This is a genomic window from Parasphingorhabdus cellanae (assembly GCF_017498565.1).
GTDB lineage: Bacteria > Pseudomonadota > Alphaproteobacteria > Sphingomonadales > Sphingomonadaceae > Parasphingorhabdus > Parasphingorhabdus cellanae.
This window is the reverse complement of record NZ_CP071794.1, coordinates 476126-490807: the sequence shown is the minus strand read 5'-3', so window position 1 is coordinate 490807 and position 14682 is coordinate 476126. Positions and strand designations below refer to the sequence as shown.

General features: G+C 52.1%; 19 protein-coding genes and 2 tRNA genes. 16 read left to right on the top strand and 5 right to left on the bottom strand.

Annotation, left to right across the window (positions count from 1 at the left end; all coding sequences use genetic code 11):
* The first annotated feature begins 24 nt into the window (after positions 1-24).
* From J4G78_RS02450 to J4G78_RS02405, 10 genes are read left to right on the top strand one after another with little or no spacing between them, the layout of a single operon-like run.
* Positions 25-597, top strand: coding sequence for a flagellar basal body-associated FliL family protein (locus J4G78_RS02450; protein WP_207988296.1), 573 nt, complete (start codon positions 25-27; stop codon positions 595-597).
* Positions 597-1484 carry a flagellar motor switch protein FliM gene (locus tag J4G78_RS02445; protein ID WP_207988295.1) on the top strand — a complete coding sequence of 296 codons (888 nt, stop codon included), beginning with the start codon at positions 597-599 and terminating at the stop codon, positions 1482-1484. The genes J4G78_RS02450 and J4G78_RS02445 overlap by 1 nt, the downstream gene beginning before the upstream one ends.
* The gene (fliN, locus tag J4G78_RS02440) at positions 1481-1816 is read left to right on the top strand and encodes a flagellar motor switch protein FliN (protein ID WP_207988294.1); all 336 of its coding nucleotides are present in this window, start codon (positions 1481-1483) and stop codon (positions 1814-1816) included. Before J4G78_RS02445 ends, fliN begins: the two co-directional genes overlap by 4 nt.
* Positions 1816-2076 (top strand): flagellar biosynthetic protein FliO, encoded by a 261-nt coding sequence (locus tag J4G78_RS02435; RefSeq protein ID WP_243457190.1) that lies wholly within the window; start codon positions 1816-1818, stop codon positions 2074-2076. Before fliN ends, J4G78_RS02435 begins: the two co-directional genes overlap by 1 nt.
* An 11-nt stretch (positions 2077-2087) precedes the next feature.
* Entirely contained in the window at positions 2088-2834 is a 747-nt protein-coding gene (gene fliP, locus J4G78_RS02430) for a flagellar type III secretion system pore protein FliP (protein WP_310737243.1), read from the top strand.
* Between the two features lie 13 nt (positions 2835-2847).
* Positions 2848-3123 (top strand): flagellar biosynthetic protein FliQ, encoded by a 276-nt coding sequence (locus tag J4G78_RS02425; RefSeq protein ID WP_207988293.1) that lies wholly within the window; start codon positions 2848-2850, stop codon positions 3121-3123.
* A gap of 9 nt (positions 3124-3132) precedes the next feature.
* Positions 3133-3915: a flagellar biosynthetic protein FliR gene (gene fliR / locus J4G78_RS02420; RefSeq protein WP_207988292.1), complete on the top strand. Its 783-nt coding sequence runs from the start codon at positions 3133-3135 to the stop codon at positions 3913-3915.
* On the top strand, positions 3915-5057 hold the full coding sequence (locus tag J4G78_RS02415) for an EscU/YscU/HrcU family type III secretion system export apparatus switch protein (RefSeq protein ID WP_207988291.1): 1143 nt from the start codon (positions 3915-3917) through the stop codon (positions 5055-5057). Before fliR ends, J4G78_RS02415 begins: the two co-directional genes overlap by 1 nt.
* A 36-nt stretch (positions 5058-5093) precedes the next feature.
* Positions 5094-6467, top strand: a complete 1374-nt coding sequence (fliD, locus tag J4G78_RS02410) for a flagellar filament capping protein FliD (protein ID WP_207988290.1) — start codon at positions 5094-5096, stop codon at positions 6465-6467.
* Positions 6468-6496: 29 nt separating this feature from the next.
* Positions 6497-6871, top strand: coding sequence for a flagellar export chaperone FliS (locus J4G78_RS02405; protein ID WP_207988289.1), 375 nt, complete (start codon positions 6497-6499; stop codon positions 6869-6871).
* Between the two features lie 3 nt (positions 6872-6874).
* Here the strand turns inward: J4G78_RS02405 and J4G78_RS02400 are convergent, their stop codons facing one another.
* Complete coding sequence (locus J4G78_RS02400; RefSeq protein WP_207988288.1) at positions 6875-7462, bottom strand: DUF4126 domain-containing protein; 588 nt, start codon at positions 7460-7462, stop codon at positions 6875-6877.
* Between the two features lie 104 nt (positions 7463-7566).
* On the opposite strand from J4G78_RS02400, the gene J4G78_RS02395 reads away from it, so the two are divergent.
* Positions 7567-8382 carry an NUDIX domain-containing protein gene (locus J4G78_RS02395; RefSeq protein WP_243457189.1) on the top strand — a complete coding sequence of 272 codons (816 nt, stop codon included), beginning with the start codon at positions 7567-7569 and terminating at the stop codon, positions 8380-8382.
* A 25-nt stretch (positions 8383-8407) separates the two neighbouring features.
* On the opposite strand, the gene J4G78_RS02390 is transcribed toward J4G78_RS02395, so the two are convergent.
* Positions 8408-8484: transfer RNA gene (locus J4G78_RS02390), tRNA-Arg, on the bottom strand.
* A gap of 111 nt (positions 8485-8595) precedes the next feature.
* Positions 8596-9000: a winged helix DNA-binding protein gene (locus J4G78_RS02385; RefSeq protein ID WP_207988287.1), complete on the bottom strand. Its 405-nt coding sequence runs from the start codon at positions 8998-9000 to the stop codon at positions 8596-8598.
* A 227-nt stretch (positions 9001-9227) separates the two neighbouring features.
* Between J4G78_RS02385 and J4G78_RS02380 the strand changes: the two genes are divergently transcribed.
* Positions 9228-10388: a PAS domain-containing protein gene (locus tag J4G78_RS02380; RefSeq protein ID WP_207988286.1), complete on the top strand. Its 1161-nt coding sequence runs from the start codon at positions 9228-9230 to the stop codon at positions 10386-10388.
* A 122-nt stretch (positions 10389-10510) separates the two neighbouring features.
* Positions 10511-11242 carry a queuosine precursor transporter gene (locus J4G78_RS02375; protein WP_207990337.1) on the top strand — a complete coding sequence of 244 codons (732 nt, stop codon included), beginning with the start codon at positions 10511-10513 and terminating at the stop codon, positions 11240-11242.
* Here J4G78_RS02375 and J4G78_RS02370 read toward each other — a convergent pair.
* Positions 11234-11674, bottom strand: coding sequence for a hypothetical protein (locus J4G78_RS02370; RefSeq protein WP_207988285.1), 441 nt, complete (start codon positions 11672-11674; stop codon positions 11234-11236). The two genes, J4G78_RS02375 and J4G78_RS02370, sit on opposite strands and share 9 nt — an antisense overlap.
* A gap of 318 nt (positions 11675-11992) precedes the next feature.
* On the opposite strand from J4G78_RS02370, the gene J4G78_RS02365 reads away from it, so the two are divergent.
* Both J4G78_RS02365 and J4G78_RS02360 read left to right on the top strand, forming a co-directional pair.
* On the top strand, positions 11993-12544 hold the full coding sequence (locus J4G78_RS02365) for a peroxiredoxin (RefSeq protein WP_207988284.1): 552 nt from the start codon (positions 11993-11995) through the stop codon (positions 12542-12544).
* Positions 12545-12625: 81 nt separating this feature from the next.
* Positions 12626-13141, top strand: a complete 516-nt coding sequence (locus J4G78_RS02360; RefSeq protein ID WP_243457188.1) for a 2'-5' RNA ligase family protein — start codon at positions 12626-12628, stop codon at positions 13139-13141.
* Here J4G78_RS02360 and J4G78_RS02355 read toward each other — a convergent pair.
* Positions 13138-14373, bottom strand: coding sequence for an NAD(P)/FAD-dependent oxidoreductase (locus tag J4G78_RS02355; RefSeq protein WP_207988283.1), 1236 nt, complete (start codon positions 14371-14373; stop codon positions 13138-13140). The genes J4G78_RS02360 and J4G78_RS02355 overlap by 4 nt on opposite strands.
* A 174-nt stretch (positions 14374-14547) precedes the next feature.
* On the opposite strand from J4G78_RS02355, the gene J4G78_RS02350 reads away from it, so the two are divergent.
* Positions 14548-14624, top strand: a tRNA-Met gene (locus tag J4G78_RS02350).
* The last annotated feature ends 58 nt before the right edge of the window (positions 14625-14682 follow it).

Below are 14682 nucleotides of genomic sequence, written 5' to 3'. Positions count from 1 at the left end.
TCGAAATAATATCGGAGAATAAGAATGGCTGATGCAATTGGAAAACGGCTGAACAATCCAGCTGCGAGTGGTCGATTCCAGAAAACGATACTTGGAACGCTATTCGCTATCTTGCTTGGCATCGGAGCAATGGCTGCGGGCTATTTTATGGCAATTGGGGGAGTAGCGCAGAGGGGGAACGCCAAACCGGAGCTGGTATCTAAAGGCGAGGGTAATATCGCGATGAGTTTGTCCGACCTGAAAGGCGATAAACGTACTCCAAGCTTTACCGAAAGCGCGTTCAAGGCGACCTATTATCCTATTGATGGCGCATTCACATCCAACCTGAAGAACAGCAATAATTTTGTGCAACTCTCCATTTCCATTGCAACCTATTATGATGAGCGGGTTGTGGAAAATATTAAGCAGCATGAAACGGCTATCCGGTCCACTATTCTTATGACGCTGGCGGAGCAGGAGGCAGCTGCGCTCAGCACCCATCAAGGCAAAGAAAAGTTGCAGGGCGTCTTGACCAACGCGATTAATAAGATGCTGAAAGAAAAGACTGGTTTCGGCGGTATCAACAATGTCTATTTCACCAGCTTCGTGGTGCAATAATGACCATAGTAGCAACCCATCGATTTGCAGAAAAATCGAACCACAGTCAGACTGACTTATCGCCGCTGAAGCGCGTGTCTGATAGATATGCACGGGGGCTTTCGGATGCCGTCGAAAGGATCGCTGCGATAAAGGCCGATGTCGACGTTCAAGATGTTCGGTTCCAATCTTTTGGTGAATGGGTCGGCGGTTTAGAGAGTCTGTCGAGCCTCTCGGTTTTTCGTCTGCTGCCGCTGCGCGGTTCGTTGATCCTGCGCCTTGAAGAGACGATGATCAGCACCTTGGTCGAGTTGTATTTTGGCGGTAAACTTGGCCCTATAATTGCCCGAAAGAAAGACAGCTTCCGCGATGCAGAATTGCAGCTAATTGAGCGGCTCGGACAAGCTCTGGTCGAACAGCTGGCTGACTGTTTTACCGATTATACCGTCGTGAAACCAGCGATGATGAATCATGAAAGCAACGCCCTGCACGTCACCATCTGTAAGAAAGATGAGGAGGTCATGTGTCAGTCCTTCTCACTATCGTTGGGACCGGATAGTTCCTGGGATGTTGATTTGATCTACTCCGCAGATGCAGCTGAAGGCGCGCTAGAGCTTATCCAAAATAAGAGCATGGAGCAGTCGGATGCAACCGATCCCGATTGGCAGCGCGAATGGCATCGCGGGCTGCAACATATCCATATGCCGCTGCGTACCATTTTGGCGCAACCGGTGATGCGATTGCCCGAGCTTTTTCAGATGAAGCCTGGCGATATCATACCGATTACACCGCGGGTCAAGCCGCCACTCTTCATTGCCAATCATAAATTCGCAACAGGCACGTTGGGCGAGAAAAACGGCTGTGCTGCCTTCAAGATTGAACATATTGAAAGAGGAGACGCCCGATGAGTGGTGCGAAAGAAACACAGCCGGTAAAAAAGGCTGACGACACAGAAAAGCAGCCATGGGCTGAGAATGAAAACTTCCGTTTGCTGGCCGATATTCCTGTGCGCCTTTCCGTAGAAGTGGGTTCGATATCCAAACGGCTTGCCGAGATCATGGCCTTTCAGGAAGGTGAAGTGGTGGAGCTGGACCGGCAATCGGATGACCTGCTCGATATCATGATCAATGGCACATTGGTCGCGAAGGGTGAGGTGGTCACCATAGATGGCCGCTTTGGTGTGCGTATTGCCGAACTGGCCAATGAAGGCTTGAGCTTTCCGGCCGTGGAGCGACGCTGATGATGACCGCCTATATCATCAAGCTATTGCTGTTATTGCCGGTGATGGGTGGGCTTATATTTGCCGCCTTGTGGCTCTATTGCAAATATCAGCCCGCCTTGATGAACGCGCAGAAAGAAAGGCGCGTCAAAATCCTCGAGACACTTCCGATGGGCGGTTTTGCGAAATTGGCGGTGATAGAATTTGACGGCCAGATGCTTCTGATATCAGTCAACCGCACCCGTATTGATCGGCTGGCTGCGGGTGCCGAAAAGCCATGATGCGACTGGCAATGAAAGTGGTATTAGCTGCAGCATTTCTATTTGGTTTTGCTGATCCGGCCTGGGCACAAGAAGCCATATCGGGAGGACTGGGGCGTGCGCTGGAAGATATTTCCGGCGATGGTCGGCCGCTGACTCTCTCGCTACAAATATTACTGCTGATGAGTCTGTTGACGGTTTTGCCGTCGATCGTTCTGATGATGAGCAGCTTCACCCGGATCATCATCGTGCTGTCCATCTTGCGGCAGGCTTTGGGATTGCAACAAACTCCGCCTAATCAAGTTCTGGTTGGACTGGCGCTATTTCTGTCTCTTTTCGTGATGCGTCCGGTTATCGATACGATTAACGTCGATGCCTATTCTCCTTATGGCGAAGGCGAGATACCGATCGAAGAAGCGATTAGCCGCTCCGGCGATGCCTTGCACGGTTTCATGATCAAACAGACACGGCAGTCGGACCTGAAACTATTCATGGAACTGGGCGACACGCCGCCGGTCGCGAAACCGGAGGATATTCCGTTCTCAATCCTGCTGCCCGCTTTTGTCACCAGTGAGCTGAAGACCGCTTTCCAAATTGGGTTTCTCATCTTTCTACCATTCCTGATCATCGACCTTTTGGTGGCGTCCACGCTGATGGCGCTCGGGATGATGATGTTGTCGCCGACCATTATTTCAATGCCTTTCAAGCTGTTGCTGTTCGTGCTGGTTGATGGCTGGGCGCTCACCATGGGCACGCTAGCCGGCTCATTCGCTATTTAGAGAGGTTTAACAGATGACGGATAGCGGTGATTTCTTTATTGGTATGGCACAGCAGACGCTTTGGATAACAGCACTGGCAGCGGCACCCATATTAGTGCCAGCGTTGCTTGGCGGTTTATTGCTTGGGATGATTCAGGCCGCGACGTCGATCAACGAAGCGACGCTCAGCTTCGTGCCGAAATTGCTGATCGTGGCGATCATGCTGGGTATTTTCGGCGGATCGATCATGTACCTGATCGTCGATTTTACCGTTGATGTTTATGACCGGATTCCGGCGCTGCTGGTTTGACATTCGTCAATGATTGCTCCCGGATTTGCAGGCTTGGAAGAACAGCTCTGGTTGTGGCTTTTTGCCATGATCAGACCAGGCGCAGCCTTTTTTGCGGCGCCCGTTACAGGTGCAAGAGTAGTACCCGTCCAACTGCGTTTGATCATCGCCCTGGCAGTCGGAATCGCAGCCATGGGCGGCTCTGGTATCAAGCTACCAAACGATGGCCTGATAAGTCTTTCAGGATTTGCGTTGATTGCTGGAGAGATCATCATCGGACTTGCCATCGGCTTTACGATCCAGATCGGATATGCCGCCGCTTTCGTCGCTGGGGAGACGATTAGCAACGCCATGGGCTTGGGCTTTGCATCAATGTCTGATCCGCAAACCGGTCAATCAACACCCGTCATTGGCCAGTTTTTGTCAATTATAGCCACCTTGATCTTTCTAGCGATGGACGGCCATCTGATCCTCGCATCGACCATTGTGCTCAGCTATGATCATTTGCCGCCAGGCAGCGGTCTATTGTCCGCGGACGCCGCGCTCAGGCTCGCGTACTTCGGTGGCTCTTTATTTGTAGCAGGTCTGGCCATTGCATTTCCGGTAGGGTCAGCATTGCTGCTGGTTCAGATCATTCTTGGGTTACTCGCACGGTCCGCACCATCGATGAACCTCTTTGCTGTCGGCTTGCCCGCGACGCTCACATTGGGCTTGGTCATGCTTGCGATGGCAGCGCCATTGATGATGGATGGCATTACGCAAACGCTGGTTCAGTCTCTCGAATACAGCGATAGCCTGGCAAGGGGTGGCTAATGGCAGAGGGACCGCCGGGCGGGGGAGAGAAAACCGAAGCGCCAACTCCAAAGCGACTTCAGGAGAGCGCCAAGAAGGGCGACGTACTGCAATCGAAAGAGTTGGGCGGCGCAATGGTTGTCATAGCCGCCGCGCTCGGTTTTGCTGCACTAGGCAGTTCGTTGATGGACGCGATCGCCGAAATGCTGAGCAGCGGTCTGAGCATCGAACGAGCGGATATCGAGAATTTTAATCCGAGCGAGCAAACCTACCGACATGTCAGTAAGATATTGCTGCCCTTTCTTGGACTTTTCGGTCTTACGATGCTGGCGGCAATTGCAACGCCCATATTGCTTGGTTCGCTGGGGTTCCGCTGGTCCGCGATGAAGCCCAAAGGGGACAAGCTTAATCCGCTTAATGGTTTGAAGCGGATGTTTGGCACGCGCGGACTGATTGAGCTGGGTAAGTCCCTTGCGAAAGTCATATTGCTGGGATGTATCGGCCTATGGCTGGTTTATGCCAATCTGCCCTATATGTTTGCTTTGGGCGCGCAAGACACACGCGGTGCTGTCGGACAATTTGGCGATCTGTTCGTGATCATCATGATGGTCATGGCTGCCGGGTTTTTCATTATCGCGGGCATCGATCTGCCCGCGCAAATGTTTCAGCGCGGCAAGCGGTTGCGGATGACCAAGCAGGAGGTCAAGGACGAACATAAAGACATCGAAGGCGCGCCCGAGGTGAAATGGGAGCAGCGCAAACGGCAGCAGGCGACCCTGTCTCAATCCACGCGCAAAGCGGTCGAAGAAGCGACTGTGGTGCTTAATAACCCTGTGCATTTTTCGGTCGTCCTACGCTATCGCCCGGGAATCGATGCTGTGCCGGTCATGCTGGCAAAGGGCAGAGGGGAAATGGCGACAGCCATTCGTGAATTGGCTGAAGAGCGCGGGGTTCCAATGCTCCAATTTCCGATGCTAACACGAGCTGTATATTTCACGACGCCGGTCGGCGGTGTGATTGATGAACGTCTTTATGTAGCTGTGGCGACGGTGCTTGCCTTCCTGTTTCGGCTTGACGCACAAATTTCAGATGGGTTGGAGCGGCCGCATGTTGATCTGCCGGATGAGCTGCGTTTCGACAGTGACGGGAATACTGAAAATTGATCTAAAGCTATTCCGGCCACAGCCGTTTTGAGGATCATGTTTGATTCAATATCCAATTTCATCGGCTCCGGTACCGGCGTAAATAGCCGGCAATTAATCGCAGATCTACTGGCTGCCTCCCGTGAACCCAAAGAGGCTGTTCTGCGCAGCCGCGAGCAGGCGAATAGCTTGAAAATTTCGGCTTTGGCATCGGCGTCCTCATCGCTTGATACCTTTGCAACAGCGCTTTCGGACTTGCTCGATGGACGCGCTTTTGCAGGCAATCTGGTGTCGAGCAATCCGTCTCTTGCCACTGTCAATTTCATCGACGGAGCGCGTCCGCAAGGGCTTCCCGCGACGCTTGAAATAACACAACTGGCTTCGTCGCGGCGGCTTGCCTCCGGGGTCGTAGCAGACGGGAATGTATCGCTCGGTGCAGGAACAATGACGATCAACACTGGCAGCGGTAATTTCAACGTCACACTGGTCAATGGCGCAGACAGCCTGAACGATCTTGCAAAAGCCATAAACGAGTCAGGCTCTGGCGTGTCTGCTTCCATCGTGACGGATGCAAGCGGCGCAAGGCTGGTACTAGAAGGGGAGGAGGGCGCTGGTAATAATTTCACAGTGACCGGAGACTTTGCCGACTATAACTATCCTGCGGGCGGGGGCGGGATGAACCTGATCAGTGACGCAGCAGACGCCCTCGTTAAAATTGATGGAATCGATTTGCGCTTTGGTAGCAACAGCATCGAAAATGCGATTGCTGGCGTGGCGATAAACCTCAATGCCGCCGCACCCGGCACGCAAATTACGATAAGCGGTGATCAACCGACAAAGACAATATCAGCCTTGGTTGGCGAATTTGTGGATGCCTATAACCAATTGCGGACTGCACTGAATGGTGCAACGGCACCTGGCGGGGAAGACGGCTCTGCCGGTCCGCTTTCCGGGGATAGCGGCGTTCGGGAAATGGTGCGCGCTCTAAGCCAGATTGGTGCTACCGCCCTTGTCGATAACGGTCCCTATCGTGCGCTGTCAGACATCGGGGTTAAAACCAACCGGGATGGAACCCTGTCGATCGATAAAGACCGGCTTGATAAAGTGCTCGCCGCTAATCCAGAAGCTGTATCTAATATGCTTGATCCGTTGACTGCCGACAGCAACAATCCGGGGATAGCCGGGGTGCTACAGTCGATAAGAGACCGGCTGCAAGGCGATGATGGCGCGCTGGAAGCTTCTCAGAATCGCCTGGAGCAAATCAAGGAAAACCTGCTCGAAGCACGTAACAAACTGGATGAAGATAGCGCCCAATATGAAACGCAGTTGCGGCGGACCTTTGCCAATATGGATCGTCAGCTAGCTGTGTTGCAAGCAACCCAAAGTTATCTGACCCAGCAAATTGCCGTCTGGAACGGCGATAACGATTAGTCTTCTAATTGGGGGTAGAGGTTATCAATATGATGCATTCGGCACAATCTGGCTATGCGGTTGCTGGAAAAGACACACGGGTCCTGAATGCCAACGCGCATGAATTGATCACGATCCTGTTTGAAGAACTGCTAAACCTGCTTGACGAAATCTCGATTATTCACGAGCGCGGCAAGACAAAGGAAATCGTCGATCAGCAGGTAATGGCGCTGTCGATTGTGGATTCCCTGATCGTTAGTCTGGATATGGAAAACGGTGGCGAATTAGCGGAGAATCTAAGAAACACCTATGCACAGGTGCGAGCGTTGATCGCAGCCGATGATCCGGACGCTAATCTCAGAAACAACCGGACGGCGTATAAATTTATATCCGAGATATATTCTGCCTGGAGGCAGATTGCCTAATGGTCAATTGCCGCTCGACACAATTTTTCGCCATAGCCGATAGCCCTTGTAAACCAGAAACAGGCACAGGATCAGCAGCACGGATGCGATGATCAGGGCGGCAACAGGATTGGCAAAAGCCAGGATCAGCAATCCGCCGGTCGCGATATCTTCGCCGGTCGAGACGACTGCGTTGCTGACCGGTTCCGGACTGGTGTTCACAATCGCGCGAGCGCCTGCCTTCGCGCCATGGCTCATCAGGGCCGCTCCGCCGCCGAGCAGAAAGATGATGACTTGCCAAGCCGGATCGCCGGAATCAACGACGGCAAGCGCGAGCAGCGCACCGCCCAAGGGACGGATGACGGTGTGGATCGTATCCCAGACGCTATCCAGCCATAATATCTTGTCAGCAAAAAACTCTGCAAGAGCGCCCAGTGCACTGATGCCGAGCACCCACGGATTGGCCAAGGCATCGAGCATCTGCAGATTTTCTGGCAGGCTGATCCATTGCAGCCGCATGGCGAGACCGGTCACGAAGACGGTGAGATAGAGCCGCCAGCCTGACAAAAGGCTGACGCTACCAGCCAGTCCCAAGATTTCCACAATCCCCATATGCCATGATTGCCACGAACCGTTCGGCTTGGCAAATCAGAGCATGGCGAACATGCTTCGCGCAATGGCTTTACATTGCTGAACCATACTGGTCATATGAAGCGATGACAGATAATACTAAGCCGAACAGCATCGATGCCCTGACCGGAAAACCGATGCCAAAGCCCATTCCTGCAGCGACACTGGTAATATTTCGTGATCAGCCCGGCAGCACCGCACCGGATCTGTTGATGGTGGAGCGATCAGCCAAAATGGCTTTTGCAGCGGGCGCGGCGGTTTTTCCTGGCGGCCGTGTGGATGATGCGGATTATGATTTTGCCAAGACGCTCGGCCATGATGATCTTGGCGAATATGGAGCGCGTATCGCTGCGATCCGGGAATCAATCGAAGAAACCGGTATCGCGGTAGCGGTGGAAGGCGACCTGGCCGCACCTCGTGTGATAGAAGCACGAGCGGCGCTGCATGAAGGCACGATATTGTCAGAGATTTGCAGCCAGTTTGACTGGCAGCTGAGTCTCGATAAGCTGGTACCCTTTACCCGATGGTGTCCTCCTTTTGCAGAGAAGCGGGTTTTCGATACGCGCTTTTATATGATCAATCATGACGATCACGCAGCGGAAGCCACTGTCGATGAAACGGAAAATTACAATCTGTTTTGGAGCAGCGCGCAGGCTGTGCTTGAAAAAGCGGATGCGGGGGATGTGAAAATCATCTTTCCGACCAAGCGCAATCTGGAAAGGCTAGCCCAATTCGGTTCCTTTGCGGAAGCGGCTGAGCACAGCAACCGACATCCGGTTACAATGGTTTCCCCAACGATCGAAAAACGCGATGATGGAGTCCATCTATGTATACCGGAAGACATTGGTTATCCCATCACATCCGAACCCATGGACGCCGTGCAGCGCGGGTTCAAAAAATAGCATTTCATTAGAGCTGTGAAAGGATTGGCGCGCCCGACAGGAGTCGAACCTGTGGCCTCAAGATTAGAAGTCTCGCGCTCTATCCAGCTGAGCTACGGGCGCGCGCCTTGGAAAAACCACCTTATTCGCAGTTTTCTGCGGCATAGCGCGTAGACAGGATCGGCGGCTATGTCAACTATATGATGATATTTTAAGGGGGCAAGCAGAGCGGATTCACCCTACCATTTTGAGCTGACGCAATTCGGCAACGGCACCAAGATAAGATTCCATTCCCGATTGGCCTCGTTCGGTCAAAAACACGAACTGCTTGCGTCCATCATCTACGTCATTGGCTATGATTACCAGCCCCTCACGACGCAAGACGTCAATCCAACGCAGGCCAGTAGTGGCCTTTATGCCTCCCAGCGTAGAAATGGCCGTCAAGGATGAGTCTTTTTTTTCATTCTTTGCAGCGAGCAATGTCAGGAGAACATCCCAGCTATGTCCGTCCGATACAAGATCACTAAAAAATCGTTTTCGTAATTTTAGTTCATCTTGGACCAGTTTTGCCAATTCAATAATCGTGATTGCATCAGGATTCTCTATCAGGTTTAAATCGGTTTTTTCATCACTAGCCATCAAGATTATCCTTTTTTAGGACCTTTACTTCTGATAAATTACAGGTTCACTGATATATGTTAAACCGGCGCAATGAATAGTAAAATTTAGTCATCCAAACTGGCGGAAAAGAAAAATAGCGGCTAGTCCGATATTCGTGATATATCGCAATGATGTAAAGATGGATTTCCGGCGCTTTTGGCAATCCCGATAAATAGCCGCCTATAAAAGCTTGGAGTGGTTGCCGTATGGAAAATAACGATAATGACGGGCAGGCGCAACAAGCCCAAAGCAAGCAACATCCGTGGTATGGCGGTATGGAATTCCGGACGCTTGCGGAATCCATTCCTGCTCTTGTCTTTGTGAGCGATGCCAATGGTGCCAATATCTACAGCAATGCTCAATTTCCGCGATATACTGGGATGGACGCAGACGAAATATTGGGCGACGGTTGGTTAAAGGCAATTCACCCTGATGACCGCGAGAGAGCTGCGGCTACCTGGCTGGAAAGCTGGACCAAGGGTGCGGAATATGACACCAAATATCGGTTTCGGAGATTTGACGGAGAATATCGCTGGCATATCGTAAGGGGCGCGCCGGTCACAGATGGCAATGACAATATTGTCCGCTGGATAGGGTCCTGCACCGATGTAGAAGATCTGATTGCGCATATCAGCGTTCAAACGCAGGCGGAAAAAATATTGGAAGCTCTCGCAAAAGCATCGAATCTCATCGTCTATGCGAAAGATGCCAACGGGGCATTTATCTATTCCAATGAAGCCGTCAACCAGACGATTAGCCAAAAACCGCGCGCTGTTCTGGGGAAAACCGCGGAGGATTTGGCTGTTGAAGACCAAGAAGGCAAAGCGATCGAGGAAAATGATGCACTGGTTAAAACATCGGGGGAGCCTCATACTGTATTAGAACAGTGGACATTGGCCGGTGCCGAAACCCGTCATTTCCGATCAACGAAAGTACCACTACCCTTGCCCGACGGTAGCGTTGGGATTGCTGCACTAAGTGTTGATATGACTGCAACCGTATCATTGCAGGAGAAATATGAGGAAGCGCTCGCTCATACGCGAAATCGTATTGATACAATCCCTATTGTAACCTGGGTTTCTGATGAAAATGGTGACCTGATTGAAGTCAACCAGGCGTGGCATGATCATGCCGGGTTTGTCTCTGCTTTGAAATTGGATTTCAATGATGTAATCGCGCCGGAGGCCAAAGCAAAGTTTTTTGATCATTGGCAATTTTGTGTCGAGTCTGGGCAAATCCTGGATATCGACATTGAATTGAGGGATGAACTCGCCCAAAAGACGGTAACCCGCAGAGCCCTTGGAATTCCTATGGACAGGACGGAATCAGGCGTCAACAAGCGGTTCTGGTACGGCACGTTTTCTTAGCCACGCTAACAATCTTTCCCGATGGAGCAGTTTTATGCGGCTTTGGTCCATGAATTTCATCATCGTTCAGAGCTAACAGTTATATTATTGAAACTTGGGGGAGATTGGCTAATCATCAGGCGATGAGCACCGATCCCATAAAGCGCAGCAGTGCCGCCAGTCAGGCGGGGCATAATTTCCGATATTTTGATTTCGTGATGGCGGCCTTTGTTACCATTCTTTTGCTCTCCAACATCATCGGTGCAGCCAAGCCAACATTTGTGACGATCAGCGGTGAACAATGGGTTTACGGGGCCGGGATATTATTCTTCCCGCTCGGCTATGTGATCGGTGATATTTTGACTGAAGTCTACGGCTATGCGCGCGCGCGCCGGGTTATCTGGGCGGGTTTTGGTGCCATGCTGTTCATGGCGTTTATGAGCTGGGTCGTAGTATCCTTGCCGCCCGCAGACGGATGGGAAGGGCAGGCCGCTTATGAAAGTGTTTTCGGTCAGGTTCCGCGGATCGTTGCAGCTTCCATCATTGCTTTTTGGGCCGGCGAATTTGTGAATAGCTACGTGATGGCACGCATGAAGGTCTGGACCAAGGGCAAGGCGTTGTGGTCGCGAACCATCGGATCAACGGTTGTGGGGCAGGGGGTAGACAGCATGATCTTCTATCCGCTGGCTTTTTGGGGCGTGTGGGAAACATCCGCTGTCTTGACCGTCATGGTCACCAATTGGCTATTGAAAGTGTTGTGGGAGGCGGTGTTAACGCCGGTGACCTATATGGTGATCGGTTGGCTGAAACGGCGGGAAGGCGTTGATATCTATGATGAGTCGACGAACTTCACACCATTTAGTACCTCAACCTGACCGTCCCAGCAGTCCGTTTTTCTCCGACCATCGCGCGAAGAGAAAAAACATAATGGCCAAAATCGGAATAGATATCGGCATGAACCATCCGTCCTTGCTGATATATTCGGCATAGCCATCGAGAATGAAATAGCTGCTAAACTGGACCAATACCGCGAGTAGCGACAGCAGGAACAGCCGTACCGCAATTGGCCTGCGCAGCAACAGCATGACTGATCCTAAAAAACCAGCGATCACCGCGACCGCAAAAGCCGCCGTCGCCCAATAGGGCCGATTGGCGTATAAATTCTGTTCCTGCTCGGTTAGCTTGGCGAAATCCGCAGCTGTCATCATGATATCGCCAGCATAAGCGAGAACCCCCATTGCGTTCCACAGCAAAGCGAATATCCCTGCGATCCAGAACCAGACCGGCATCTTCCCGGTTTGCGTCATGCTTGTACCCTCCCTGCGGCCGATTTTGCCTGGCCATCCATCGAATAACCGTCCTTGTAAACCAGAATTCTGGGCGAAACTATATAAGCATTTCCTATTTAATCAGCCTGCTGAGGAATGGTGCCTTCGAGTCTGTTCTGCCGATATCATCCGCGCTATTTTTTGAAGCCATTAGGCGTTCGATTGAGGGTCAATAAAATCGCGATTTTCTGCCACATTCTAGTGATCGAGACAGTGAATATCGACGATTGACTTTATCAATTTTAACGCTCCAGAAACATCTCTATATGAGCGTTTTCAACCTGATGGAGTATATCGATGATTAGTAAAAATATCCCCCAAGTAACCTTGCGCACGCGCGTCCGTGATGACAGCATCGAAGGCCCAAACCCCTTTCGCTGGCAAGACGTTGATACCAAAGATTTGTTTGCCGGAAAGCGCATTGCCGTATTCTCTTTACCCGGTGCGTTCACTCCCACCTGTTCGAACGAACAATGCCCGGCATTTGAGCGCCTCTATGACGAGTTCAAAGCGAAAGGCGTGGATGAAGTTTATTGCATCTCGGTCAATGACGCGTTTGTCATGTATCAGTGGGGCCAATCTCTCGGTCTGGAGAAAGTCAAACTCCTTCCCGACGGTTCCGGCGATTTTACGCGCCGGATGGGTATGTTGATCAAGAAAAACCATCTCGGTTTCGGGGATCGCAGCTGGCGCTATGCAATGATCGTGGATGACGGCGTGATTAGCGCATGGTTTGAAGAACCAGGCATCAACGACGATGGCGTCGACAGCGATCCTTATGGTGAAACGTCACCTGAAAACATCCTGTCCTGGCTGTCCGAAGAGGAAAGCGCGCGTCAGGCAGCCTAATTCTCGACACGCATGAAATCCGGAAGGACCGCGAGCGATTATTCGTTCGCGGTCCTTTTGTTTTGGGGATAGTCTGGTTGCATGACTGCAATTAGCAAACCGATCATTATGACTGCCATGATGGGCAAACAGGACCTGGCCTGGGCCGATGCTCTTCGCCGCGCCCATTATCCGCCAGAGCGCAATATCCTGCCAGCGCATATCACTTTGTTTCACCATCTGCCGCCCCAAGCGCTAAGCGAGATCAAACAGGCGGTGAAAGAAATCACTCAATATAGCGCGCCACCAATAACTTCACTGCAACGCCTGATCCATCTTGGAAGCGGGGTTGCCTATCAACTGCATTCGCCAGAGCTTCTCGATATACGGATGGACATGGCCGATCGGTTTCACGGCCTATTGGTTGCGCAGGACCAACAGACACCCCGGCTGCATATTACCGTGCAAAACAAGGTGTCCGCCAAAGAAGCGAAAGAGTTGTTAAACCGGCTGTCGCTCGATTTCGAACCAAGGTCGTTTCAGATCAAGGGTCTGGCGCTGCACTATTATATGGACGGTCCTTGGAAGTTGATCGGTGAATGGCCGTTTCGCGGCTAAACGCTCTCAACTTCCTTGATCGGTATATCGGGATTGGCCAATTGTGTCTGGTCCAGCGATAGTCCGCCTTCCACGACTTTGCGGCCTTGCACGTAGTCCTTGGTGGCATTGACACAATCAAGCGCGATCACTTTACCGTCTTTCAAATATACAATCGAGAAGGACCGGTTCGCCGGATCACCCCGGACGATATATTCGTCATGTCCGGTGGAAAGGCCGACGGTCTGCAGTTTCAGATCATATTGGTTTGACCAGAACCAAGGCACCGCATCATATTCGCATTCTTCGCCCATGATATCCAGCGCGGCCACTTTGGCTTGATCATTGGCATTTTGTACCGACTCCAGCCGGATATGCGCGCCGTCGGCAAAACGGTTGCTATGCGCGGCGCAGTCACCAATGGCATAAATCCCATTCAGGCTGGTTCGGCATGTTTGATCGACGTCCACGCCATTACCAGCGGCGGCTCCCGCAGCGACCAGCGGGCCAGTTTCGGGAATGATGCCGATGCCGACGATGAACATCTCGGCTTCCAAAACACGGCCATCGGACAGTTTTACGCCGGTTGCCATGCCGTCATCATTGGTTTCAAAGGCCTCGACCGTCGCTTCGAGTTCTACGGTTACACCCTGCCGGCGATGTTCTTCTTCATAGAAGCGCGACAAGGTCTCCCCGGCGACGCGCGACAAAACCCGGTCCAGTGATTCGACTATCGTCACTTTCTTGCCAAGCTTTGTGAACACAGCGGCCGCCTCAAGCCCGATATACCCGCCGCCGACAACCACGACTTTTTCGGTGGAGGGCAGGGCAGCCATGATCTTGTCGACATCGGCGCGAGATCGCACGGCATGGATGTTACGCGCCTGACTACCCGGACAGTCGAGCATCCGCGGTGTGCCACCTGTGGCCCAGATCAGCTTGTTATAGCCGACCTCATCATCAGTGCTCAGCGTGACCGTCTTATCCATCGGATCAACTTTTGAGACGCGGCATCCGGTGAGCAGATCAATGTCACGTTCGCCCCAAAAACTCTCGGGTCGCAGCATGATGCGTTCAAACGGCTTGTCTCCGGCAAGATATTCCTTGGACAATGGTGGGCGCTCATAAGGGGGATATTTCTCATTACCCATCAATCCGATAGAGCCTTCAAACTTCTGCTGACGCAGCGCGATGGCGGCTTGCGCCCCGGCGTGCCCCGCGCCAACGATCAATATATCATAGGATTTATTCATATTTGGCCCCATTGCGCCGCCAAGCGGCAAGGGCATGACTGTTAGCGCGGAAGCCAGTATCGTTGCAAGCATAAGAAAATGACCGGCAACTTGTTGACCGATCAGAACGCTATGACTATAGCGCCGCGGTCCAAGGATTTTTGGGAGCGACTCTGGTCGTAGCCAAAAACTATTGGCGGAGTAGCTCAGGTGGTTAGAGCAGTGGAATCATAATCCATGTGTCGGGGGTTCGAGTCCCTCCTCCGCTACCAGTTTTTCCGAAAAAGAAATCATCCCGGGGATGATTTCCGGAAAAACTCCCGACCGAAA

Excerpts from the sequence above, each read along its gene's own strand:
- J4G78_RS02450 (WP_207988296.1), top strand. The coding sequence starts at position 25 with ATGGCTGATGCAATTGGAAAACGGCTGAACAATCCAGCTGCGAGTGGT.
- J4G78_RS02445 (WP_207988295.1), top strand. The coding sequence starts at position 597 with ATGACCATAGTAGCAACCCATCGATTTGCAGAAAAATCGAACCACAGT.
- fliN (WP_207988294.1), top strand. The coding sequence starts at position 1,481 with ATGAGTGGTGCGAAAGAAACACAGCCGGTAAAAAAGGCTGACGACACA.
- J4G78_RS02435 (WP_243457190.1), top strand. The coding sequence starts at position 1,816 with ATGATGACCGCCTATATCATCAAGCTATTGCTGTTATTGCCGGTGATG.
- fliP (WP_310737243.1), top strand. The coding sequence starts at position 2,088 with ATGAAAGTGGTATTAGCTGCAGCATTTCTATTTGGTTTTGCTGATCCG.
- J4G78_RS02425 (WP_207988293.1), top strand. The coding sequence starts at position 2,848 with ATGACGGATAGCGGTGATTTCTTTATTGGTATGGCACAGCAGACGCTT.
- fliR (WP_207988292.1), top strand. The coding sequence starts at position 3,133 with ATGATTGCTCCCGGATTTGCAGGCTTGGAAGAACAGCTCTGGTTGTGG.
- J4G78_RS02415 (WP_207988291.1), top strand. The coding sequence starts at position 3,915 with ATGGCAGAGGGACCGCCGGGCGGGGGAGAGAAAACCGAAGCGCCAACT.
- fliD (WP_207988290.1), top strand. The coding sequence starts at position 5,094 with ATGTTTGATTCAATATCCAATTTCATCGGCTCCGGTACCGGCGTAAAT.
- J4G78_RS02405 (WP_207988289.1), top strand. The coding sequence starts at position 6,497 with ATGATGCATTCGGCACAATCTGGCTATGCGGTTGCTGGAAAAGACACA.
- J4G78_RS02400 (WP_207988288.1), bottom strand. The coding sequence starts at position 7,462 with ATGGGGATTGTGGAAATCTTGGGACTGGCTGGTAGCGTCAGCCTTTTG.
- J4G78_RS02395 (WP_243457189.1), top strand. The coding sequence starts at position 7,567 with ATGACAGATAATACTAAGCCGAACAGCATCGATGCCCTGACCGGAAAA.
- J4G78_RS02385 (WP_207988287.1), bottom strand. The coding sequence starts at position 9,000 with ATGGCTAGTGATGAAAAAACCGATTTAAACCTGATAGAGAATCCTGAT.
- J4G78_RS02380 (WP_207988286.1), top strand. The coding sequence starts at position 9,228 with ATGGAAAATAACGATAATGACGGGCAGGCGCAACAAGCCCAAAGCAAG.
- J4G78_RS02375 (WP_207990337.1), top strand. The coding sequence starts at position 10,511 with ATGAGCACCGATCCCATAAAGCGCAGCAGTGCCGCCAGTCAGGCGGGG.
- J4G78_RS02370 (WP_207988285.1), bottom strand. The coding sequence starts at position 11,674 with ATGACGCAAACCGGGAAGATGCCGGTCTGGTTCTGGATCGCAGGGATA.
- J4G78_RS02365 (WP_207988284.1), top strand. The coding sequence starts at position 11,993 with ATGATTAGTAAAAATATCCCCCAAGTAACCTTGCGCACGCGCGTCCGT.
- J4G78_RS02360 (WP_243457188.1), top strand. The coding sequence starts at position 12,626 with ATGACTGCAATTAGCAAACCGATCATTATGACTGCCATGATGGGCAAA.
- J4G78_RS02355 (WP_207988283.1), bottom strand. The coding sequence starts at position 14,373 with ATGAATAAATCCTATGATATATTGATCGTTGGCGCGGGGCACGCCGGG.